This is a genomic window from Oceanobacillus sp. GQ8 (assembly GCF_059758495.1).
This window is the reverse complement of record NZ_JCAXEV010000002.1, coordinates 284,902-305,932: the sequence shown is the minus strand read 5'-3', so window position 1 is coordinate 305,932 and position 21,031 is coordinate 284,902. Positions and strand designations below refer to the sequence as shown.

The following is a 21,031-nucleotide window of genomic DNA, read 5'->3' as shown; positions in this document are numbered from 1 at the left end:
AAGGAGCTGAATATCTATGAAGATTATGACACTATTGGGTAGTTCACGCAGGGATGGGAATACGGAGTATCTTGTTAATAAAGTTGTAGAAGGAATTAAACACACAGAGATCTACTTGCGTGAAAAACAGATTGAACCTATTATAGATCAACGCCATGTACCAGGTGGATTCGATAAGGTAGAGGATGAATATGAAACGTTGTTCTTCGAATTTCTGGAACAGGATATTATCATTTTTGTAACACCATTGTACTGGTTTGGGATGTCTGCGCAAATGAAGGCATTCATTGATAGGTGGAGCCAATATATGCAGGACAAACGGATAAATTTTAAAGAAGCAATGAAGGGTAAAAAAATATATGTCATCACAGCAGGAGAAAATCCTCACCCTAGAACAGCTGCTCTTCCTTTAATCTTACAATTTCAAGCAATTTGTGAGTATTTGGGAATGGAGTTTGCCGATTATATTATCGCCAAAGGAAACAAACCAAAAGAAGTGGTACAAGACACCATGGCACTTGCAAAGGCTTCTCTGTGGAATGAAGTGCTAAAGAATACAATATAAAAACTCTTTCCGTGTCTCATAAAGAAACGAAGTAAGAGAGCTCCTACATATTATTCATTATGAACCTCATAGAATCAAGATCAACTCAGACAAAACAGGGAACAGCTATCCGATTGGTATTCGAAAGATATATAGCAAGGTTCCTTTATGTAATGGTAGCCCCTTAACAGAACATAGCAAAGAAGCGCGCCACGTATTGCAAGATTTAAAAGACCTGGCATTTGATTTAGAAGTGACGATTGACTCCTCTGTTCATGTCTAAATAGATAAAAAAGGCTCCCTAAGTGATTAGGGAGCCTTCTTTAATTAAAAGTTAAACGTATCTGGATCGGGACCTACCCGAAGATTTTCATTTAGAGCATTTATGGATTCCATATCTTCTCCTGACAATTTGAAATCAAATACATCACCGTTTGCAATAATGCGGTGCTCCTTCGTGGATTTTGGTATTGTGGCTATTCCACTCTGCAGATCCCAACGAATAATCACCTGTGGAACAGACTTGCCGTGCTTCACTGCAATCTCTTGAAGCAACGGATGATCTAGAAGTTGTCCTTGCATAAGTGGGGACCATGCCTGTAACTGAATAGCATTTTCTTTACTGTAACGACGCAGCTCTCCTTGAGTTAGTTTCGGATGGTGCTCGACTTGATTGATCATTGGCTTAATCTCACTTACTTTAGCCAAATCCTCCAAGTGGTGTACTTGGAAATTACTCACACCGATGGCCCGAATAAGCCCTTGCTTATACAGATCCTCCAACGCTCGCCACGCTTCCTTGTATTGATCGACCCCAGGCCAATGGATGAGATAAAGATCAAGATAGTCTAATCCTAGTTTTTCCAATGATTCATGGAAAGCTAATATGGTCTCATCATAATTTAACCCGTCATTCCATACCTTGGAGGTGATGAAAAGCTCTTCCCTGCTGATAGCCGTTTCCAGAAGTCCTTCTTGAATGCTCTGGCCGACTCCAGCCTCATTTCCATAAATAGCCGCTGTATCAATTAGACGGTATCCATTCTTTATAGCTGCCTTTACAGCTTGCACAAGCTCTGGCCCTTCTTCTACTTTAAAGACACCTAAACCAAGCCAAGGCATTTCCACACCATTCTGTAATGTTAGCTTACTTTGTAAATTTTCCATTTAAATTCCATCTCCTTTTTTAACTACACTTTTGTAATGGTTCTTCCTTTGCTACATCCTTGTTTTCAAGCTTTCGACTGTAAGCTGTCAGCAGTACTGCTCCTGTGACCATTAATCCACCGATCCAACCTGTATGCACTAGACCAATTGAGTCCGTAATAATTCCACCTAAGAAGGAACCAATTGCAATGCCTGCATTAAACGCTGCAATATTAATCGCTGAAGCTACATCAACCCCACCAGGAACAAATCGCTCTGCCAGCATCACCACATACACCTGAAGTCCTGGCACATTCATAAACGCGAATAACCCCATAAGCATGATGGTGATCAGCCCAGCCACTTTGAAAGGCGCGGTGAAGGTTAGAAGAAAAAGGACTACCGCTTGAAATATGAACATAAAGAATAGGGACTTTATCGGGTTTTTGTTGGATAATTTCCCTCCAATCATATTCCCTACAGCTATGGCCACTCCATAAAGAAGAAGTAAAACAGCTACCACTTCACTAGAAAATCCTGTTACCTCCTGAAGCAATGGGGAAAGATAGGTAAAGACCACAAATGTCCCACCATAACCTAAAGCTGTAATGACAAAGACAAGCAGTAGTCGACCATTGGTAATGATCTTCCATTGATCACCAAACGTTGTCTTGGTTCCACGTTTCAAATTGGCGGGAACCAGGATACTATTAGCCACGAATGCTACGATTCCTATTCCTACAATTGTTAAAAAGGCCAATCGCCAACCAAATTGCTGGCCAAGGAACGTTCCGATCGGGACGCCTGTAACTGTCGCCACTGTAAGTCCAGTAAACATAATGGAAATAGCACTCGCACGCCGGTCTGGTGTTACAAGACTTGCTGCAATTACCGAACCAATTGACATAAATAAACCATGGGAAAAAGCAGATATTACCCTTGCTACAAGCAGCACGCCAATACTGGTCGCTCCTGCCGCGACACTATTTCCCACAATAAAAATGATCATAATCCATAACAGCAATACCTTTCTTGACATAGTGGATGTCAATGCTGTAAGAATTGGAGCACCAAACGTTACGCCAAGTGCATATAAGGAAACCGTTAAACCAGCTGTGGTAACGGATATTTCTAAATCATCCGCAATAAGCGGGAGAAGACCGACACTAATAAATTCTGTCGTTCCAATAGCAAATGCACTAACTGCCAAGGCCATTAATGCAAAAAAGCTTCTTTTCTTATCTAAAGCCATAAAATGACCTCCTATATTATTTTTGTAAAAAAAGATGGTAAAATGTTGCCGGCAAATGATATTATGTAACATACAGGTATAAAAGAAAAGAACGCACTTTAAAGTGCTATAGATACTTTTTTGTAATGTAGGTACTTTTTAGTACCTATAAAAAAGGAGGAAAAATAATGAAGAAGAAAAAATACAATATATCAGTAGAAGCCACCCTTGAGGTTATCGGCGGAAAATGGAAGTGTGTCATTCTATGTCATTTAACACATGGGAAAAAGCGCACGAGTGAACTTAAGCGATTAATGCCAAATATTACGCAAAAAATGTTAACTCAACAGCTCCGCGAACTAGAAGTGGACGGTATTATCAACCGGATCATTTATAACCAGGTGCCCCCAAAAGTAGAGTATGAGCTAAGCGAATATGGACGCAGCCTTGAAGTGATCCTTGATTCATTATGTGCATGGGGCGAAACCCACATTACGAAGGTGTATGGAGATAAAACTGAAGTACTCGAGGAAAGCATCTTGAATAACTAGAAAAAGCGACCTGGTATAGCTACCAGATCGCCTTTTTTGGTTCGAAGTCTAAAAAAGAGGGCGGGACAAAAGAAAATCTCACAAACAAAAACCGTACTAAAACCCTAATGATTATAGAAAAATCAGGGGTTTAGTACGGACAGTTATTTATTTTTTTATTTTGTACAAACTTTAGCGAAGGAAAATGCGGAGACTCCAGTGGGAACAGCACGAGTCCGAAGGCCCCGGAAGAAGCGATCCTTGCTTCTGAGGAGACTGAGGCCGTGCCCACGGAAAGCGAAGTATTTCCCGCAGCGGTGATTAAGCATTCCTTTGCACTCTCTTTTATTATTCGTATTTTTCATAATCAATGGAATGTTATGCCCTAGTCTCTTCTTAAGTTCTCTTTTTTTCTAATCGGTATATTCCTTTACGATCACGGAGTGTGCAGCCGTTTTTTATAAAAATATCAATCATAGGTTGGTTGCTAGTATCTGTACTGCCCACATAATAGGTTGCGTTCTTCTCTTTAAGAAGGAATAGGGAAGCTAGATGCATAGAAGCTCCTAATCCACGGCCTCTCAATTCTGGAACGACACCAAAGTAAAACATTCTGCCCTCGTCTGTTGTTCCTTCTTCAATATGAGGGATACTTATGCCGCACGCTTGTCCCTCGTAAGTAAAGTAATAACAAACATCTCGCCAAGCAGTACCAAGCTCGTTTTTTATCGAGTTCATTACTTCATCTATCGGCTGTTTTTTGTTCTTATTCGCTGAACCGGAACGAGATCGCTCATAGAGGCTTGCATAATCTTGATCCGTTATGCGGTCTTCACTTAAGTTGTTCCAGCGAATAGGAAAAGAATATTCTTCTATGTTATCCAACGTTCGTGTATACTCGACGATCGTCGATACTTTATTAAATCCCTCATCCAACAATACTGCTTCAGAAGACTCCTCTAAAAGCACCGAAATAAATCCACACTCTTTCAACTGCCATTCCTTTACGAGCTTGCTTAATGAATTCTCATACATTTCTTTGGATATGCCATCCTTCTTTAACTGGTCTACAAGCCAATATTTACCAGGACTTTTAATTGTATGAAAATGCTCCATTCTCCACCCTCATTTCTACTAAGCGAAAAATTAACGGATTGCACTAATTTTATATTTATCGCCTTCTTTTTTTATCTCAAGGGAAAAATAACTTTCTTTCTCTACTTCCGTTCCATCTGCTTCCTCATAGATTTCTTTATATTCAAAATCATAAAGGAAATAAGATGTAGCTTTCGTTACAACTTCATTTTTTACTTCTGTAACAAGTTTTGGTTTAGGACCGGTAAATTGAATAAGCTCACTTTCTTCTTCTAACATTTTCTTCGTAAACAAATCCATTTTCACTTGATCAAACTCTTCCTTCGTTTGTGCGCCTAAAAGCTGATCATATTTCTGCTTTAGCCCCTGTGCAATATCTAATAATTCTTGTTCACTATATGTAAAAAAGTCTATGTCGGCTTCCTTAATTTCATTTGTTGGCCTACCCTGATCAGCTGCTCGTTTACGGTTTTCCGCCAGCCCTTGTTCTCCGGCGCAAGCAACTAAAAAAAGGATAAGCAAAGTGGCACCTGCCAATAAAATATATTTTAACAATGGTACTCTCTCCCTTTGTGAATCTGGTTGTTTTTACCTATGCTGATTATACTATATTTATAGGTAATCGGAAGAGAAAATCTAAAAATTATACATATTATTAAAAGAATTCATAAATTGAACTTAAAGCCTATGCTGTCTGTATGACTAACTCTCCCAAGAAAGCATTATACATTCCAACACTTTCTTCTTCTAGCATTTCCCCTTAAGAAATTTTAAAAGCTCGGTACCCTTGTATACTAGTTTTAGATGAGCCACTTCATTTACTGATAATTCTTTTTTCGTGCTCCAGTAGCCATTCTTTGCGCCACAAACCGCCGGCATAGCCAGTTAGCTTTCCACTTGTACCAATAATACGGTGACATGGGAAAATGATACTGATTTTGTTTTTGCTATTCGCACTTCCCACTGCTCGAACTGCCTTATCACGTTTAATGGATACCGCAATATCTCTGTAGCTACCTGTTTCCCCATAAGGAATCTGCCTTAATGCTTGCCAAACTTCTTGTTGAAAAGGGGTACCTTCCAGTTTAAAGGGAAGATTAAATTCCAAACGTTCCTCATTAAAGTATTCATCCAGCTGTTTATAGCAATCTTTTACTGTCTGAGGAAGGCTGTCCGTATAGGCATACTCTACCTGTTGTTTCTCTGTATAGGATACTTCATAAATTGCTTCCTCCGTGCCCGTTATTTCAATTACACCTATTGGCGACTTATAATCTACTTTATTCATATAATGACCTCCACAAAAATATCGTTGCGTAAGCTTCCCAACCTGCCCAATCTCTCGCAAGTTCCGCTATTTCTTCTACAGTTGGCTTCCAACCAAGTTGTTGTTTTAATGCCTGGTGAATGCCGGCGTCTGCAATTGGGAAGGCGTTGGGCATCTGGAAACATTTCATAAGCACATAATCTGCTGTCCAAGCACCAATTCCCCGAATGGAAAGTAACGCTTTTTTCAATTCTGGATAGCTTTTCTCTTCAAGCTCTTGTAATGATAAGGTACCATCTCGCATTTTCTTTGCTATATCTAGTACATACTCCGCTTTTCGGGAAGAAAACTGCAAGTCTCTTACTATTTCGATGTTCACGTCAGCGAGAACTGCCGGTTGGGGAAATATCCAGTATGTCTCTCCCTCCCAATCCAGTTTTTCTCCTAAGCGCTGCACAAATCGGCGTTTTAGCGTATACGCAAACTTCAGGTTGATTTGTTGACCAGCGATGGCCCAGACAAATGCTTCAAAAAGATCAGGAATCCCTACCACCCTTAATCCACTATACGTTTTCACAAGGTTCCTTAAATACGGGTCATGCTGTGCTAGTTGATAAAAAGGCTCTACATCACGTTCCAAATCAAACCACTTTGTTACATAATCAGCAACAAAATCCTTGGTTGCTTTGTTGAATTTTCCGTTTAAAAACTGAATGTATAGCTTGCCATCCTCTTCGGTAACCGAAAATACGACAGCTTCCTCCTCCACCCTCAACGCTTTAAAAACGGTCCTCCCTTTAACCAAATGAAGAATCTCTTGATCAGACCTTTTTAAGAAAACGAGCGTTTCATCAAAACGAAAGTGACTCGGACAGCCAGCTTCCAGGTATGTTTGGTTATCCTTCCATTGCATCCGTACAGCCTCCCTCCTATTAACTTGCAGTCTTTTCCCTCTCTATTAACTATTCTAACAAAATATTGACGCTTTTACGCCCAGAACTTATTGAATCGTCTGGATATGCTGAAACATTTGAGCTGACCTTTTCGTAATACGTAATGTACAGAAGTACACATGAGCAACTTTCCACCAAATATGGTGGTGCAACGTAGTAGAAAAAGGAGTGTTACATATGTCGGAAGATCTTTTATCTCCCAACAAAAAACTTTCCAAGAAAGCAGTAAAGGTCTGGCGGCTTACCGAAACCATTTCCAACCTTATTAGTATTATCGTGCTAGCTATACTGTTTTATTTGGATTATTACTTTTCTTGGGTTTATTGGATAGGTTGGATTCTTATCGGTTTGGTCGTTATTGGGATTGTTGGCGGCATTTGGGGATATATTAAACCTGGATTATTGTACAAGCATTGGAGGTACGATATAAGCGAGGAATTCCTACAGCTGAAATCAGGTGCTCTAAAGGAAGAACATCAGCTTGTGCCCATGACAAAAATACAATCTGTATCAACGAAGCAAGGGCCATTATTGCGTAAGTATGCGTTATATGCGGTAACCGTCCAAACGATGGGGTCTACCCATACCATCCCGGCATTAGAAAAAGCAGTGGCAACTGAATTACGAAATACCATTGCCCAGTATGCAAAGGTGGAGGAGATGGAGGAATGAATGAAGCCAAACGACACCATCCCTTGCAAATCGCCTATGATCTTTGGGGATTTATTAAAAACACCTTTTTTATTATTGTCATCCTGTTTGTTTTTCAAGCAGGTTCAGATTCCTGGCTGGTCAAGTATGGCAGGATCGCATTTCTGGTATTGGTTGCCGTGACAATCATTTATCTCGTGTTTAAATGGCTCACAAACAAATATACACTTACACAAACAGCCTTCGTCTTAACTGAGGGGGTTTTTTCAAAGAAAAGAAAAACTGTACCTTATTCCAAAGTGCAGCATGCGAAGCGAGAAACCAAGTTATTCCACCGGATTTTCCGTGTCACCTCCATATCATTTGAAACAAGCTCACAAGGTGATGATAGCTCTGTGACATTCCATGTTGTGACACCTGCTGAGGCAACCCGGCTGGAAAATCAGGTCTCCCAGCAAAACGCGGGGGTAGAAGATGCGGATCATGCCGTTGTCGACTCCGTGGAAGAGACAAAAACAGGTCCAGAGGTTGAATCAGAGGCAGAACCAGGTCGTATAGTTCACTTTAGCCCAACGAAAAAAGAAGTGATAAAGGCCTCTTTTACATCCTTAAGCTTCCTTGCCGTTATTCCAATCTTGGGATCCCAAGTAAATAAGTTTGATGATATTCTTCCTAATGATCAGCAAGCAGAGGGGATCGTTGGATTTATTCTTGATCGCTGGTGGTTAGTTGCCCTCACAATTATATTGATTGTTGGCCTATTAATGATCGGCGGGGTAATATGGACTTTTTTAAAGTATGGCAAATATGAAATCGCCTCTGATAATGAGAAGGTGTATATCACAAAAGGAGTATTGGAAGAGACTGCCTTTTCCATTACGAAGAAAAATGTACAGGCCATTCAACTTCAACAGTCTTTTATGAAGCGGATCCTTGGACTCGCAGAAGTAAAGCTCGTGGTTGCAGGGGCTCTTGGAGATGATGGTGCGGACGTTAATAGCCTTTATCCTTTTTTACCAGTAAAGAAAGCCCAACAACTCGTAGAGGAAATACTGCCGTCTTATCGACTGACAGATTCGATGGAGTCCCTACCTCGTGAATCGTTTTGGTTCCGCATGCTACGACCAAGTTGGTTGTGGATCATTGCTACTGGTGTGCTTTTTTTCTGGAAGCCTGACCTTTTTGGTCTTTCCGAATATTGGTGGGCTTTTTCGATTATCCTACTAGTATTAATCGTTATATCACGGATACTGGATTATAAGCATACACGCTACACCATAAATGATACATTTATTCAGTTAAAAACAGGTGGCTTCGGATCAAATTTATTTCTTTCCAAGCGAAGTAGAGTTATAGAAGTTGGTGTCTCACGAAATATTATACAAAAGAAGCTTGGATTGGCATCACTCGCAACCGTAAACCGTGCCAAGCCAGTGTTACACACTACCATGGATGACGTACCGGAGGAATGGGCTGACGAATTTCTTGCATGGTACCAAGATAGAAATCAAGAAATTAAGTTAAAGTAATCGAACAGCCTCTGATTACGATGGGAAAAACATGTTGAATCCTTAAAACTTAGGCTGGAAAGTGCAGTATTTCCCACAGTGCCGAATAATCACACTATCTATAACTTCCAAGCTCATTGACTTTTACTCGTAAATGATGTAAATTAAGCAATAGACGAACGATGGATATCAGTTCGTAAATAACATTCGGTTTTAGGAGTGTATAAAGTGGAAAACGTATTTGATTATGAAGATATTCAATTAATTCCAGCAAAATGTGTTGTAAACAGCCGTTCAGAATGTGACACAAGCGTTACACTAGGCGGACATACATTTAAATTACCTGTCGTACCAGCAAATATGCAGACTATTATAGATGAAAAAATTGCCGTGCATTTAGCCGAAAAAGGTTACTTTTATGTTATGCACCGCTTTGAACCAGAAACGCGCCTTGGATTTATCCAAGACATGCAAAACCGTGGACTAATTGCCTCTATCAGCGTAGGGGTTAAAGATGAAGAGTATAGCTTTGTTGAGCGATTAGCAAACGAAGAAGTTACTCCGGAATTTATTACGATCGACATCGCTCATGGACATTCTAATGCCGTGATTAATATGATTAAGCATATCAAACAGCATTTACCAACAAGCTTTGTTATCGCAGGAAATGTGGGAACACCTGAAGCAGTTAGAGAATTGGAGCATGCGGGAGCAGACGCTACCAAGGTCGGAATTGGTCCAGGGAAAGTTTGTATCACGAAAATCAAAACAGGCTTCGGTACAGGTGGCTGGCAGCTCGCAGCATTGCGCTGGTGTGCCAAAGCTGCAACGAAACCAATTATTGCGGATGGTGGGATCCGTACCCATGGAGACATTGCTAAATCCGTACGTTTTGGCGCTACGATGGTGATGATTGGCTCCCTTTTCGCTGGACATGAAGAATCTCCAGGAGAAACAATTGAAAAAGAAGGAAAGCTTTATAAAGAGTACTTTGGTTCTGCCTCTGAATTCCAAAAAGGCGAAAAGAAAAACGTAGAAGGAAAGAAAATGTACGTTGAGCACAAAGGCTCTCTTGACGATACACTAACTGAAATGCAACAGGATCTACAGTCCTCCATTTCTTATGCTGGAGGCAGCACACTTGATTCTATCCGTACTGTTGATTATGTTGTCGTAAAAAACTCGATTTTCAACGGCGATAAAGTGTACTAAATCCCTAATAATATAAGACAAAAAGAGGTGCACATTTAAATGTGCACCTCTTTTTTATGTTGTTTCTATTCGTCTCGAATCTCTGCATCTTTCTACACCCTAAAAATCATATTTTTTTGTCTCCGTGTCATAATAAGATCCTGGAGGTGTTGAAATGCCAAGTGAATCAAAGAAAAAGCGTGCTGGTATGAGTGATGAGCAAGCAGTAAGAGGAAAGTTGTCAAAGCAATTTGACCATGAATTTGCTAACGAGCCACTAACAACAGCAGAAAAGTTGAATAACAAAAAAACGAAGAAAAGACAATAGGTTTTTTATAAGGCTAATTAAATAAGTTATGCGAACTAGGTAAGATCCATAATTACTGCTCCAGAAATACATTTCGCTTTCTGCGGGCATAGGTGAGACCCCCTTGTGCTTTGCACAAGGGGTCTCACCTATGCCTATTAATCCCGCCGGAGTCTTCATGTATTTCCTACGCTATGAATAAGCCCTGAATCATTAACACACAAGATTCACACGCTTAATGGAAGAATAATTTATAGTTTAGTTATTATCTAATTAGTATTTTCTTATAACACTATAGATATGTACAAGATATTCTCTAAAGCTTTTTCACAAATTTGGTTTTTAACTGCATTTCACCAAGACCATCAATTTTGCAATCAATATCGTGATCACCTTCAATTAAACGGATGTTTTTAACCTTGGTTCCTCTTTTTACGACAGAGGATGTACCTTTTACTTTTAAATCCTTGATTACCGTAACGGCATCTCCATCATTAAGCACCGTACCATTGGCATCCTTGTACACTTTCACTTCATCTTGCTGATCCGCTTCTGCTTCTCCCGTCCATTCATGCGCACACTCTGGGCAGACAAAAACGTTTCCATCATCATATGTATATTCTGAATGGCATTTTGGACAACTTGGTAGTTCGTTCATAGACTAACACTCCTTTACATAAAGCTAGTTTACCACATTCTTGGCGGGCCGGCTTCAGCTAGATGGAAGTCCAGGCCGTAGTTTAATTCAATGCCAGTAAAAGGCACACTACAAAAGCAACACCCGCTATAGGTGTCATCACATACCTTTCTTTCTTACTTCGGGATGCCAGATTGGCTATCGTGTTAAGTCCTAGAAAGATAGTAATGACCCAAACCAAAATAGGAATTGGTAAAAACTCAAAGCCACTTATTAAATTAGCATTTTTCAAGTAAACCAAACACATACCGAGAAGGATAATAGCATTTAGCAAACTTACTACACGTAATTTTTTAGGTAATATTCTGTAATATCCTCCCATTGCAAATTCTCCTAACGACATCCCAAGCGAAAGAAGAACTTGAAAGGCAGCCATTCCTACAAACAGAACGGAAACAAACAACGTCAACAGGTTTACAAAATTATCTTCCATCCATTCTTACCTCTTATATCTCTTCATAAGAAAACAGATGTGCTTTGTTATTCATACAGCACATCTGATAAAAAGTTTCATGTTTTTTTAATTTAATTGAAAAAGCATCACAAGCGCATAACCAAAAATCGCTAGGAAAACGGAACCAACCACACCCGCAGCAAATCCTTTCATTCCTAACTTCCGGAAGGTCTTGACCTCTACATTTAACCCAAGCCCAGCCATTGCCATTGCAATTAAGATGTAAGCAATCGAGACAATACTATTTGCTACAGACTCCGAAACGATGCCTAGTGTATTAAAACCACTCATGGCAAGGAATCCTAAAATGAACCACGGGAATATAGACATCGTCGGCTTTCTTCCTGACGTTTTTTTACTTCCTCTTTGTACAAGATACCCAATGACAAAGGCTACAGGGACAAGCAATGCAACACGTGTCAACTTGAGAAGAACAGCCATATCAACGGCCTTTTCTCCTCCAGCACCGGCTGCAGCAACAACATGGGCCACTTCATGCAAGGTACCTCCTGCAAAAATGCCATAGCCTGTTGAAGATAATGGTAACAATCCGTAGATTAAACTATAAATCAACGTAAAGGTAGTACCAAGCAATGCTACGATACCAGCAGCCACAGCGGTTTCTGTTTCCTTCGCTTTAATTATCGGGGCAATGGCTACAACAGCTGCCGCACCGCAAATCGCTGTTCCGCATGCTGTAAGTATTCCTAGGTTTCGATCCACACCAAACCAGCGTGCTAACCAATAAACAAGCACCAGCGCAAACACGAGATCAAGGAATGCAATAATAAAAACATTTATTCCCGCATTGTAGATGTCCGCGAGATTTAAACGCATACCTAGCAAGATGATCCCCAGTCGTAAAAGCTTTTTATTGGAAAACGTAACTCCAGTTTTAAATGTTTCTGGTAAACCAAATGCCGCCCGCCATATCATTCCCAAGATAATCGCGATAACGAGCTGGCCCATGATTGCTAATAAGGGCAATTTTGCCAGTAAGCCTGCTAAAAATGCCAGCAAAAGTGTTAAACCTATCCCCGTAATAAAACCTTTTCCATTGTTTTCTTGCAAAGTCTTTCCCATATGTATCCCCATCAAATAACCACGTCCTTCTTCTCTCGCCATCTACTTTATCTAATAATCATCTATTAGTGAAATACATATAAATTATTGTTATGATTAGAAATACTAATAATAAGGAGAGTTTTCATGTATTACGATGCACTTAAAACCTTTGTTACACTTGCTGACGTTGGCAATTTCACAAGAACCTCACAAGCCTTACACATTTCACAGCCGAGTGTCAGCTTACATATTAAAAACCTGGAAAAGGAGTTTCACACAGAGCTCTTCATCCGTTCACCTAAATCGGTACAAATTACGCCAACAGGAAAGATTCTCTATGATCGGGCTAAACAAATCATCGCGATGTATGAGCAAACAAAGGAGGATATTGCCACCCATCATCAATCCATCCAAGGTCAATTAAAGATTGGGGCAAGTTTCTCAATCGGTGAATATATTTTACCTATGTTTCTTCAAAGGCTACAGCAGGATTTTCCTGCGTTGGAATTAGAAGTTGTCATTGGAAATACTGAGGAAATTATTGAACAAGTGCGCCTTTTCCAAGTTGACGTGGGCTTGATTGAAGGTCAAAGTAATGACAAAGAACTTACTGTCCAACCGTTTATGAAGGACGAGCTCTCGGTCATTTGCTCTAATGGTCATGAACTTGCTGAGAAGAAGCATCTTTCGATCAAGGATTTACAACAGCAAACATGGATTACAAGAGAGGATGGTTCGGGGACCAGGGAGTTCTTGAACCATGTTATTCGTAGCAACGGTCTCTCCGTGAAATCATTACTTAGCATCAGTAGCAACCAGGGAATCAAGGAGAGTGTCATGAGAGGCATGGGCTTGTCTCTGCTATCCCTCAGTGTCATTTCCCGGGAAAAGGATCATGGATCACTGGCGGTGTTGGAAGTTGAGGATGTGCAATTCACACGAACCCTTTCCTATATCTATTCTCCCGTTATGCGAAGCAAAAAGAATGTAGAAACATTTATTGGTGTAGTGGAAGCTTTTAAAGGGAATAGCATGGCAGATCGTCTCGCCACTGAAAAGGAGTCTTAACATGAAAAAAATAGCATTATATGTATTTGCCATTCTCTTTATATTGGCTGGGATATCCCATTTTGCGCTGGAACCCTTTTTCACAGGGGCTATGCCTGATTGGGTTCCCTTCCGACCAGCAGTTGTTTATATTTCAGGAGTCATTGAGATCCTACTAACCATTGGTTTGCTATACAAGCCGACACGGAGAAAAGTAGGAATTCTCATTGTAATATTTTTAGTATTAATCTTCCCAGTAAATATTTATATGGCGGTAGAACCAGAGCAGTACAGTATTCCTGCCTTTGCATTATGGTTACGTCTACCTCTTCAATTTGTTTTAATTTGGTGGGTGTTAAAGGTTAGAAAAGTCGGCTAGTCGATTTTAATTTGTGGTAATATTAGTTTAATAGAGACAGTCGAAGGGCGTGGATGAAATGGACCCAATTACGGAAAAAGATTTGCAGTCAGATTGCGCAAATTGCTTTGGCCTTTGTTGCACAGCATTACCTTTCGCAAAGTCTGCTGATTTTCCTTTTAATAAACAAGGTGGTAGTCCCTGCCGCAATCTAGGAGAGGACTTTAAATGTGGGATTCATCAAAATTTACGTGAGAAGGGCTTTAAGGGTTGTAGTGTTTTTGAGTGTTTTGGAGCAGGGCAAAAGGTTTCTCAGCTTACCTATAATGGTGTAAGCTGGCGAGAAAACCCTGCAATCTCTGAGGAGATGTTCGACGTTTTCCCGGTTATGCAGCAGCTGCATGAGATGCTTTATTATTTGGTAGAAGCAATTGAAAATAAAGCTACAGCAACTATCCATTCTGCATTACAGCACATGCTTGATAAAACCGAAGAGCTAACAAGATTACCGGCAACAGATTTACTCAATCTCTCTGTTACGGACCACCGAGCAGAAGTTAATACTTTATTGTTACAAGTTAGTGAGCTGGTGCGGGGACAATCTCCTGTTAAGGTAAAGCAATCCAAGCGAAGAGATCTGATTGGCGCCAACCTGAAAGGAACAGATTTACGCGGAGCGAACCTGCGAGGCACTTTACTGCTGGCAGCAGATTTACAAAAGGCAGATTTAAGATGGGTAGATTTTATTGGAGCAGACTTGCGTGATACTGACATTCGAGGAGCAAACCTTCAGGGCTGTATTTTCCTAACACAAGCGCAAGTAAATGCAGCTAAGGGTGATAAGAGTACGAGATTACCAACAGGGCTGAAGATGCCGAATCATTGGTAGACAATATCTTTAACCTTTAAACACAACAATACATATACCTTTTTTAAACCATAAATCAAATAGCAAAATTCGTCTTACTTTTGGGCGCACTTCAATCTAGACGCCTTTTCAAAATAAAGAGAGGTATGTAAATGAACAAGAAACGACTGCTTATTATTTTAACTATTCTGCTTTCTGTTAGCGTTATCATAAATTTCTATTTGGGAATTACGAGTTATATTAAAAGTACCTACACTCTCAATGTAGATGACCAACAGATATTAGGAGAAATGACAAAGATGGTATTAGAAAATGAGCAATACCAAGAGATTGCCTCTAAAGAAGCAGTTTACGCGATTAAACAAGGTGTTAGTCGATTCAATGTATCCGATCCGTCTTCGATATTTCATTATGAAGTTTCTGTTCAAACTGATAAACAGTCTTATATTTTTACATGTACCGATGAAAATTGTACAAATGTATCAAATGAAGGATGGACCTATTCTAGGTACAGTGAAGAAAAGCCGTTACTACACGTGGATATCAACTAACCCAAGTAACACACTTCTTGCAGTTTTCTATATAAATCTCTTTTAGGAACGATAATTATCACATACACCAAAAAGCATTGACGTAACGTATATTAAGGGGAAAGCGCCTAGCTAGCCTTTCCAATAATTTAAAGGGGGAAAATCATCTGAACCAAGTATTATTAATCATTGATGCACAGCAAGAATTAATTGAAGGAAACCGTGAAGAAAGTGCTGTTTATAATAAAGCGCAACTTATTAGGAATATCAATCTAGTTATTGAAAAAGCGATTAAATTAAGTGTCCCTGTTGTTTTTGTTAGGGATCTAGAAGTAGCTGAAGGCAAAGGAGAAGGTTTTCAGGTTCATAAAGAAATTCATTTACCCACTAAAGCAATGTTTTTTGATAAAGCTGCTACGAACTCCTTCCATGGTACTGGGCTTTTAAATCATCTAACATCTCAAGAAATCAATCATATCGTTATAATGGGATGTGCAACCCAACACTGTATAGATAGTGCTGTTAGAACAGCAACTATCAGTGGTTTTGATGTCACATTAGTAGGTGACGGACATTCGACCGCGGACAGTGTTACTTTAAGCGCAGACCAAATCATAAAACATCATAACGAAACCCTTCATGGTCATTATAACGTTGAACATTTTTCAGTAGTCAGAGACGCAGAGGAAGACTTATTCTCTCCAACACACGATTCATATAGATAGTGAACTTTATTAAGGGGTAAGCCCATGTTAGCATTAACTTAAGAGAGTACAGGAGGAGTGTGATCCTTGCCAAATAAGGGAAGGTGTCTTCTTCGTTTTCTAAGAAGAAAAACTTTACTTGAAGGGAGTGTTTACGTGCAAGAAGAGAGCAAGAAAAAGGATAGTAGAATATTGTTGTTAACAATTAGTTGGATAGCGGTGTTTATGCCTTATTTATTTAGTCCTATTGCGTTTGGCCCTTTTTCCTTCTTTCTCGGCTTAGTTCTAAAAAGAGATTATGAGGTAGGAAAGCAAGGAAAGATAATTATGGTGTTAGCAGTAGTGAATACAATTGGGGGAATCATCTTCGCCAATTGGGTGCTTCGCAACTATGGCGGTTTATAGCTACTTGTTAGCCCTGCTTCGTGATTAACATAGTTTTTGGGGGAGAGGTCAATGGATCAATACTTTGTAGGATGGGGTACTCTAGCGTTAATAAACGCTGGGCTCGCACAAGGGAAGAATAGAACAGGATTAAACTGGTTTTTGCTCTCTCTTATATTAGGTCCGATTGCAACACTCATTTTGTTGTTTGTTGAGAAGAGAGGCCATTAACTTAGAATATAAAAAAATGGCATACGTCGTTTTGTATGCCATTAGCGTTATTAATATCCCTTATCATAATCAACTAAGTTCTTAGAAGGTTTTTCTCCTTCAAGGTAATTCTTAAGATTTGGAATGAAGACATCCCGCACAACACGCTCCGTATAATGTTCTGTTGACCCGGCAGTATGTGGTGTAACAATCACGTTTTCCATGTCCCATAGTGGGCTTTCTTCCGGTAATGGTTCTGTTGCGAACACATCAAGTCCTGCTCCAGCAATTTTGCCAGATTGGAGGGCCTCAACTAACTCATCTTCTTTTACAATCGGCCCCCTGCCAATATTGATCAGGATCGAGCTATTTTTCATTTGGTCGAATTGTTCTTTCCCAAATAGGTTTGTTGTTTCATCTGTAAGTGGCAGTGTGATTACGACAACATCACATTGTGGAAGCACATCAGATAACTGATCAGGTGTATACATTTCATCCACATAATCTGTGCTTTTTCCTGAATGTCGCACGCCGAGTACTTTCATACCAAAAGCCTTGGCTATTTTAGCTGTTTCCAAACCAATCGCTCCAACACCGAGCACTCCAATTGTTTTCTCATGGATTTCTAGTTTTAGATCTGCATGCTCCCATTGCTTTTTCTGTTGCTGGCGGACATATGTATGAATTTTGCGCGTAAGTCCAAGCATTAAAGCAAAAATAGTTTCGGAAATTGGATAGGCATGCACACCATTAGCACTCGTAATGGATACGTTACGCTCACTTAGTTGTTCAAGTGGCAAGTTATTAACACCCGCACTCCAGGTCTGGATCCATTTTAATTGGTTGTTTTGCTCCAAAATCGTCTGCTCAATCGCTTTTTTCCAGTGAAGAATTATCTCTGCGTCTTTTAAATCTTCTTGCAGTTCATCCGTATCTTTCCCTGAAACAATTTCCCAGTCGGGAGCTACTTCTTTGATTTCATCGATGTATTTTTCATCTAGATCAAGATTGACTACAATTTTACGCTTTGACATTACGAACCCTCTCCTCTAAAAGTTTGGTTTTATCTACTCTATACCCCAATTTCTTATGATATGCACCATAACCTTGGGCTAAGCATGTGTATCCTCTAACTTTCCTTCAACCAGGTTAGGTTCTCGCTCAATGGTGTCTTTTGGAAAAATAAATGTCCATGGCATGCTGCTTCTCGCCGCTAACTCCAAATTAGGAAAGGAAAAAGTATGACTAGCAACAAGCTCCCCTTCTTCCACGTACGTTAATGGCAACTGAGTGAAGGGCATAGCTTCATCACTAAAATTTTGGACAATTACTGTAATAAGCAGCTCCCCGCGATAATTCCGCGCTTGCCAAAAAGGGATATACTTTATACGTGTAGCTTCTTCGTTAGCCTGTTCAAATGTTATTTCTATCTGTTTTCTGTCCCCAAGTGAAATAGTCTTATCCCATGCTTGTTCCCAAACTAATTGTTGCATTGTCTCATTCCTTTCCTTTTGCTAGTAGGTTACGGTATCAGTCCATATATTTCGTAATTAACTCATAAGCCCTTTCTTTTGTTAGCTGTGCTTGTGTGCTTATATATTGCATGGTTTCCATGGAGCCACCTTCATATTTGGCTGCCTCTTCTTCTGCTTTTGCATCTCTGATTTTGATCCATTCCCGCTGTTCTTTTCTTAAACTTTCCATTTCTTTCTCTGGGAGCTGCTTCTCTAATTCAGCATATACTTCGTTTAATGCATCATCCCACATATTAAAGCTCTTCCCGGCAAATTCTGTTAATTCGCGCTGTGTAGAGCCTATTTCCTGTTCTTCGGCCGCCAATTCTTCTTCTAAATCGACTAGCTTGTTACGATAGGTTGTTTTCATATCAGTAGAATTAGCTTCTTCCGAATTTTCCTTTTCTGCTACTTCGCTATCCTCTTCCTGTTCTCCCGTTGCTGTTGTGTCACTTTCTTCATCCATGTTTGTTTCTTCTTCCACATTGCTCTCATTCTCATCCGTGTCCTCAGCTGTAGTGTCTGTATCATTCATGCTATTATCTGCTTCCTTTGCACCCTCGTCATTCTCGTTTCCGCAGGCTGCTAATAGCAAGATTAGCGCCCCGGCTAAAAGTAATTTCTTCATATTCTAATCATCTCTTTCTTTTTTTTCTTATATGCTATCTCTTTATAGTATCCCACGATAGACATTGCTTGTCATTTCAAAAACTTCATTTCACTCTACGAATAATCTAGGCAAAAACATCCAACTTAAGTGTGGGGGGTGCTATTTATGGGGAAAGATCGTCAAGAAAAGAAGTTAAAGGCTAGTGGGCGTGTGGAGTCCGATCGTGATACCGGACTACGTTATACCGGCTCAACCAAAATGTCTAGTCCAGAAGAAGCCAGAAGATTAAACGACGGGCATAAATAAGTAGTCCGAACTTCGAGGGTCCTCATTAAATGGTGGCCCTCGCCTCTCTTTTAACGCTCTTACTCCAACGCATAGCTTTTACCTTTTTTACAAATGCTACAAAAAAAGGAGGGTCTATATGAACCACATAAAATCCATTGCAATAAAGGCGATTGCTACACTTGTTTTACTATTTGTTGTGTTAGGACTTGTCTACGAGATGCCATTTGGCGACGTTTTGTTTATTACACTAACCTTGGGCGTTCTATCATACTTGATTGGCGACCTATTCATTCTTCCCCGAACCAATAATACAGTAGCTTCTATCTCTGACTTTGTTCTTGCTTTCGCTGTTATATATATGATGAGTGAAGGGTTAGAACCAGCAGGCGAATGGATGATTCCTGCACTAATTTCTTCCATTGGTGTCGCTGCATTTGAAGCTTTCTTCCATAAGTATGTGAGCAAGCAAATGGAGAACAACTCCTCCACTCCCAATGCAACAGGGAGAATGAACTTAGGTACAGAGGCATCTGAAGAGCTTGATCCACAGGATAATTACGATAAATAAAGACATTAAATTAAAAAGGAGGAATGCAATTGTTTAAGCATATAAAAGAACTACAGTACAACGCTAAACCTACTCAGCCAGACCCGGTCTATGCTAAAAAGCTACAAGAGATTCTCGGTGGCCAATTTGGTGAAATTACCGTTATGATGCAATACCTTTTTCAAGGGTGGAATTGCCGAGCAGATCAAAAGTATAAAGATATGATTCTGGATATTGGCACAGAAGAAATTGCCCATGTAGAAATGATTTCGACTATGATCGCACAGTTACTGGACGGAGCCCCTGCTAGAGACCAGGAAGAAGCTGCTAAAAACCCGGCAGTCGAAGCAGTTCTTGGGGGAATGAACCCACAGCATGTCATCGTATCTGGACTTGGCGCAACGCCGACAGACAGTGTTGGGTACCCTTGGAATGCACGTTATACAATTGCAAGCGGGAATTTATTGGCGGATTTCCGGGCCAATTTAAACGCTGAATCTCAAGGACGTCTACAGGTTGTCCGTCTGTATGAATCAACTACAGATCCTGGCGTAAGAGACATGTTATCTTTCCTTATCGCAAGAGATACCATGCACCAAAACCAGTGGATGGCTGCTATTGAAGAACTTGAACAAGCACAAAAGGCGATTGTACCAAGTACCTTCCCACAGAACTTGGAAAAGCAAGAGGTTTCCTATTCCTTTATGAACTTTTCCCAAGGGGAAGAAAGTGCACAAGGTCGCTGGGCCAGTGGCGAGAGCATGGATAAGCAAAGCAACTTTGAATATGTTGCAAATCCTGAAGCAATGGGGCAAATCCCTCAATTACAACAGGCACCTGCATATATTCATAACAGTCCAGACCCAACAAAGCCCGCACCACCTAATATGGAATCAGCAAACTATGACAGACAAAAATAAAGGTCCCCACTAATACGGTATTAGTGAATAATTTTGTTCTAAACCTTTCCATCTAGGAGGTGTTACAGTTGAATAAAGACCACCAGGATAAACATGCAAAAGCAACAAGTCGTTCGAAATCTGGGCGCGAGACAGCCATGCATAAGACAGATACAACAAAGTTTTCAAGCCCAGAAGAAGCCAGAATTCAAAACAAAACGAATAAGTAACGAGTAGCGGTCCCTATATATGGGGCCGCTTTTTATTTATCCTGATACAGCTAATGGGGAGGGATCATTTAACCTTTCCTAGTAGGATTATCCATACATGAAGATAGCTTACAGGGAGAAGATAAAGTGAGACTTCAATCAGTGGGGGGGGTTCTTTCCCTGTTAGTTGAACGAATCAGGGGGGTAGCGTCCGTTTACTCCCA

Annotated in this window: 29 protein-coding genes; 17 read left to right on the top strand and 12 right to left on the bottom strand. The window is 40.2% G+C overall.

The window, feature by feature from the left end:
* Positions 1-16 precede the first annotated feature (16 nt).
* A complete protein-coding gene (locus AC6CHS_RS06540) occupies positions 17-565 on the top strand; it encodes a flavodoxin family protein (RefSeq protein WP_498235001.1) in 549 nt (182 codons plus the stop codon).
* A 306-nt stretch (positions 566-871) separates the two neighbouring features.
* Here AC6CHS_RS06540 and AC6CHS_RS06535 read toward each other — a convergent pair whose 3' ends face one another.
* Positions 872-1,711: an aldo/keto reductase gene (locus AC6CHS_RS06535; RefSeq protein ID WP_498234999.1), complete on the bottom strand. Its 840-nt coding sequence runs from the start codon at positions 1,709-1,711 to the stop codon at positions 872-874.
* A 19-nt stretch (positions 1,712-1,730) separates the two neighbouring features.
* Positions 1,731-2,942, bottom strand: coding sequence for an MFS transporter (locus AC6CHS_RS06530; RefSeq protein ID WP_498234997.1), 1,212 nt, complete (start codon positions 2,940-2,942; stop codon positions 1,731-1,733).
* Positions 2,943-3,109: 167 nt separating this feature from the next.
* Between AC6CHS_RS06530 and AC6CHS_RS06525 the strand changes: the two genes are divergently transcribed.
* Positions 3,110-3,472: a winged helix-turn-helix transcriptional regulator gene (locus tag AC6CHS_RS06525; RefSeq protein WP_498234996.1), complete on the top strand. Its 363-nt coding sequence runs from the start codon at positions 3,110-3,112 to the stop codon at positions 3,470-3,472.
* A gap of 375 nt (positions 3,473-3,847) precedes the next feature.
* Here AC6CHS_RS06525 and AC6CHS_RS06520 read toward each other — a convergent pair whose 3' ends face one another.
* The 4 genes from AC6CHS_RS06520 to AC6CHS_RS06505 all read right to left on the bottom strand — a co-directional run bounded on the left by AC6CHS_RS06520 (position 3,848) and on the right by AC6CHS_RS06505 (position 6,726).
* Positions 3,848-4,567, bottom strand: coding sequence for a GNAT family N-acetyltransferase (locus AC6CHS_RS06520; RefSeq protein WP_498234994.1), 720 nt, complete (start codon positions 4,565-4,567; stop codon positions 3,848-3,850).
* A gap of 30 nt (positions 4,568-4,597) precedes the next feature.
* Entirely contained in the window at positions 4,598-5,101 is a 504-nt protein-coding gene (locus tag AC6CHS_RS06515) for a hypothetical protein (RefSeq protein WP_498234992.1), read from the bottom strand.
* A gap of 259 nt (positions 5,102-5,360) precedes the next feature.
* On the bottom strand, positions 5,361-5,834 hold the full coding sequence (locus AC6CHS_RS06510) for a methylated-DNA--[protein]-cysteine S-methyltransferase (protein ID WP_498234990.1): 474 nt from the start codon (positions 5,832-5,834) through the stop codon (positions 5,361-5,363).
* A complete protein-coding gene (locus AC6CHS_RS06505) occupies positions 5,827-6,726 on the bottom strand; it encodes a DNA-3-methyladenine glycosylase family protein (RefSeq protein ID WP_498234989.1) in 900 nt (299 codons plus the stop codon). The genes AC6CHS_RS06510 and AC6CHS_RS06505 overlap by 8 nt, the downstream gene beginning before the upstream one ends.
* A 217-nt stretch (positions 6,727-6,943) precedes the next feature.
* Between AC6CHS_RS06505 and AC6CHS_RS06500 the strand changes: the two genes are divergently transcribed.
* From AC6CHS_RS06500 to sspO, 4 genes are all read left to right on the top strand, one after another.
* Entirely contained in the window at positions 6,944-7,438 is a 495-nt protein-coding gene (locus AC6CHS_RS06500; RefSeq protein WP_498234987.1) for a PH domain-containing protein, read from the top strand.
* Positions 7,435-8,946 (top strand): PH domain-containing protein, encoded by a 1,512-nt coding sequence (locus tag AC6CHS_RS06495; protein ID WP_498234985.1) that lies wholly within the window; start codon positions 7,435-7,437, stop codon positions 8,944-8,946. Before AC6CHS_RS06500 ends, AC6CHS_RS06495 begins: the two co-directional genes overlap by 4 nt.
* 207 nt (positions 8,947-9,153) lie before the next feature.
* Positions 9,154-10,137, top strand: coding sequence for a GMP reductase (guaC, locus tag AC6CHS_RS06490; RefSeq protein ID WP_498234984.1), 984 nt, complete (start codon positions 9,154-9,156; stop codon positions 10,135-10,137).
* 154 nt (positions 10,138-10,291) lie between these two features.
* Positions 10,292-10,444 (top strand): small acid-soluble spore protein SspO, encoded by a 153-nt coding sequence (gene sspO, locus AC6CHS_RS06485; protein WP_036577858.1) that lies wholly within the window; start codon positions 10,292-10,294, stop codon positions 10,442-10,444.
* Positions 10,445-10,739: 295 nt separating this feature from the next.
* Here the strand turns inward: sspO and AC6CHS_RS06480 are convergent, their stop codons facing one another.
* From AC6CHS_RS06480 to AC6CHS_RS06470, 3 genes are all read right to left on the bottom strand, one after another.
* Positions 10,740-11,081, bottom strand: a complete 342-nt coding sequence (locus AC6CHS_RS06480; protein ID WP_498234983.1) for a zinc ribbon domain-containing protein YjdM — start codon at positions 11,079-11,081, stop codon at positions 10,740-10,742.
* Positions 11,082-11,163: 82 nt separating this feature from the next.
* Positions 11,164-11,553: a hypothetical protein gene (locus AC6CHS_RS06475; RefSeq protein ID WP_498234981.1), complete on the bottom strand. Its 390-nt coding sequence runs from the start codon at positions 11,551-11,553 to the stop codon at positions 11,164-11,166.
* A gap of 87 nt (positions 11,554-11,640) precedes the next feature.
* A complete protein-coding gene (locus tag AC6CHS_RS06470; RefSeq protein WP_498234979.1) occupies positions 11,641-12,657 on the bottom strand; it encodes a YeiH family protein in 1,017 nt (338 codons plus the stop codon).
* Positions 12,658-12,783: 126 nt separating this feature from the next.
* Between AC6CHS_RS06470 and AC6CHS_RS06465 the strand changes: the two genes are divergently transcribed.
* The 7 genes from AC6CHS_RS06465 (at position 12,784) to AC6CHS_RS06435 (ending at position 16,761) form a co-directional block, all read left to right on the top strand.
* Positions 12,784-13,707, top strand: a complete 924-nt coding sequence (locus AC6CHS_RS06465; RefSeq protein ID WP_498234978.1) for a LysR family transcriptional regulator — start codon at positions 12,784-12,786, stop codon at positions 13,705-13,707.
* 1 nt (position 13,708) lies between these two features.
* The gene (locus tag AC6CHS_RS06460) at positions 13,709-14,065 is read left to right on the top strand and encodes a DoxX family protein (RefSeq protein WP_498234977.1); all 357 of its coding nucleotides are present in this window, start codon (positions 13,709-13,711) and stop codon (positions 14,063-14,065) included.
* A gap of 58 nt (positions 14,066-14,123) precedes the next feature.
* Positions 14,124-14,933: a pentapeptide repeat-containing protein gene (locus AC6CHS_RS06455; protein ID WP_498235684.1), complete on the top strand. Its 810-nt coding sequence runs from the start codon at positions 14,124-14,126 to the stop codon at positions 14,931-14,933.
* Between the two features lie 131 nt (positions 14,934-15,064).
* Positions 15,065-15,463 carry a hypothetical protein gene (locus tag AC6CHS_RS06450; protein ID WP_498234975.1) on the top strand — a complete coding sequence of 133 codons (399 nt, stop codon included), beginning with the start codon at positions 15,065-15,067 and terminating at the stop codon, positions 15,461-15,463.
* A 146-nt stretch (positions 15,464-15,609) separates the two neighbouring features.
* On the top strand, positions 15,610-16,167 hold the full coding sequence (locus tag AC6CHS_RS06445) for an isochorismatase family protein (RefSeq protein WP_498235683.1): 558 nt from the start codon (positions 15,610-15,612) through the stop codon (positions 16,165-16,167).
* Positions 16,168-16,233: 66 nt separating this feature from the next.
* Positions 16,234-16,551: a hypothetical protein gene (locus AC6CHS_RS06440; protein ID WP_498234973.1), complete on the top strand. Its 318-nt coding sequence runs from the start codon at positions 16,234-16,236 to the stop codon at positions 16,549-16,551.
* Positions 16,552-16,602: 51 nt separating this feature from the next.
* Positions 16,603-16,761, top strand: coding sequence for a hypothetical protein (locus tag AC6CHS_RS06435; RefSeq protein WP_199848502.1), 159 nt, complete (start codon positions 16,603-16,605; stop codon positions 16,759-16,761).
* Positions 16,762-16,811: 50 nt separating this feature from the next.
* Here AC6CHS_RS06435 and AC6CHS_RS06430 read toward each other — a convergent pair whose 3' ends face one another.
* From AC6CHS_RS06430 to AC6CHS_RS06420, 3 genes are all read right to left on the bottom strand, one after another.
* Positions 16,812-17,774, bottom strand: coding sequence for a D-2-hydroxyacid dehydrogenase (locus tag AC6CHS_RS06430; RefSeq protein ID WP_498234972.1), 963 nt, complete (start codon positions 17,772-17,774; stop codon positions 16,812-16,814).
* Positions 17,775-17,852: 78 nt separating this feature from the next.
* Positions 17,853-18,233: an SLAP domain-containing protein gene (locus tag AC6CHS_RS06425; RefSeq protein ID WP_498234971.1), complete on the bottom strand. Its 381-nt coding sequence runs from the start codon at positions 18,231-18,233 to the stop codon at positions 17,853-17,855.
* Between the two features lie 37 nt (positions 18,234-18,270).
* On the bottom strand, positions 18,271-18,882 hold the full coding sequence (locus tag AC6CHS_RS06420) for a lysozyme inhibitor LprI family protein (protein WP_498234969.1): 612 nt from the start codon (positions 18,880-18,882) through the stop codon (positions 18,271-18,273).
* Between the two features lie 147 nt (positions 18,883-19,029).
* Between AC6CHS_RS06420 and AC6CHS_RS06415 the strand changes: the two genes are divergently transcribed.
* The 4 genes from AC6CHS_RS06415 to AC6CHS_RS06400 all read left to right on the top strand — a co-directional run bounded on the left by AC6CHS_RS06415 (position 19,030) and on the right by AC6CHS_RS06400 (position 20,828).
* Positions 19,030-19,170, top strand: coding sequence for a YpzI family protein (locus AC6CHS_RS06415; RefSeq protein WP_084157441.1), 141 nt, complete (start codon positions 19,030-19,032; stop codon positions 19,168-19,170).
* A 118-nt stretch (positions 19,171-19,288) separates the two neighbouring features.
* Positions 19,289-19,720, top strand: coding sequence for a YndM family protein (locus AC6CHS_RS06410; RefSeq protein WP_498234967.1), 432 nt, complete (start codon positions 19,289-19,291; stop codon positions 19,718-19,720).
* Positions 19,721-19,749: 29 nt separating this feature from the next.
* Positions 19,750-20,619 carry a manganese catalase gene (locus AC6CHS_RS06405; protein ID WP_498234965.1) on the top strand — a complete coding sequence of 290 codons (870 nt, stop codon included), beginning with the start codon at positions 19,750-19,752 and terminating at the stop codon, positions 20,617-20,619.
* A gap of 68 nt (positions 20,620-20,687) precedes the next feature.
* Complete coding sequence (locus AC6CHS_RS06400) at positions 20,688-20,828, top strand: YpzI family protein (protein WP_106898283.1); 141 nt, start codon at positions 20,688-20,690, stop codon at positions 20,826-20,828.
* Positions 20,829-21,031: the final 203 nt, after the last annotated feature.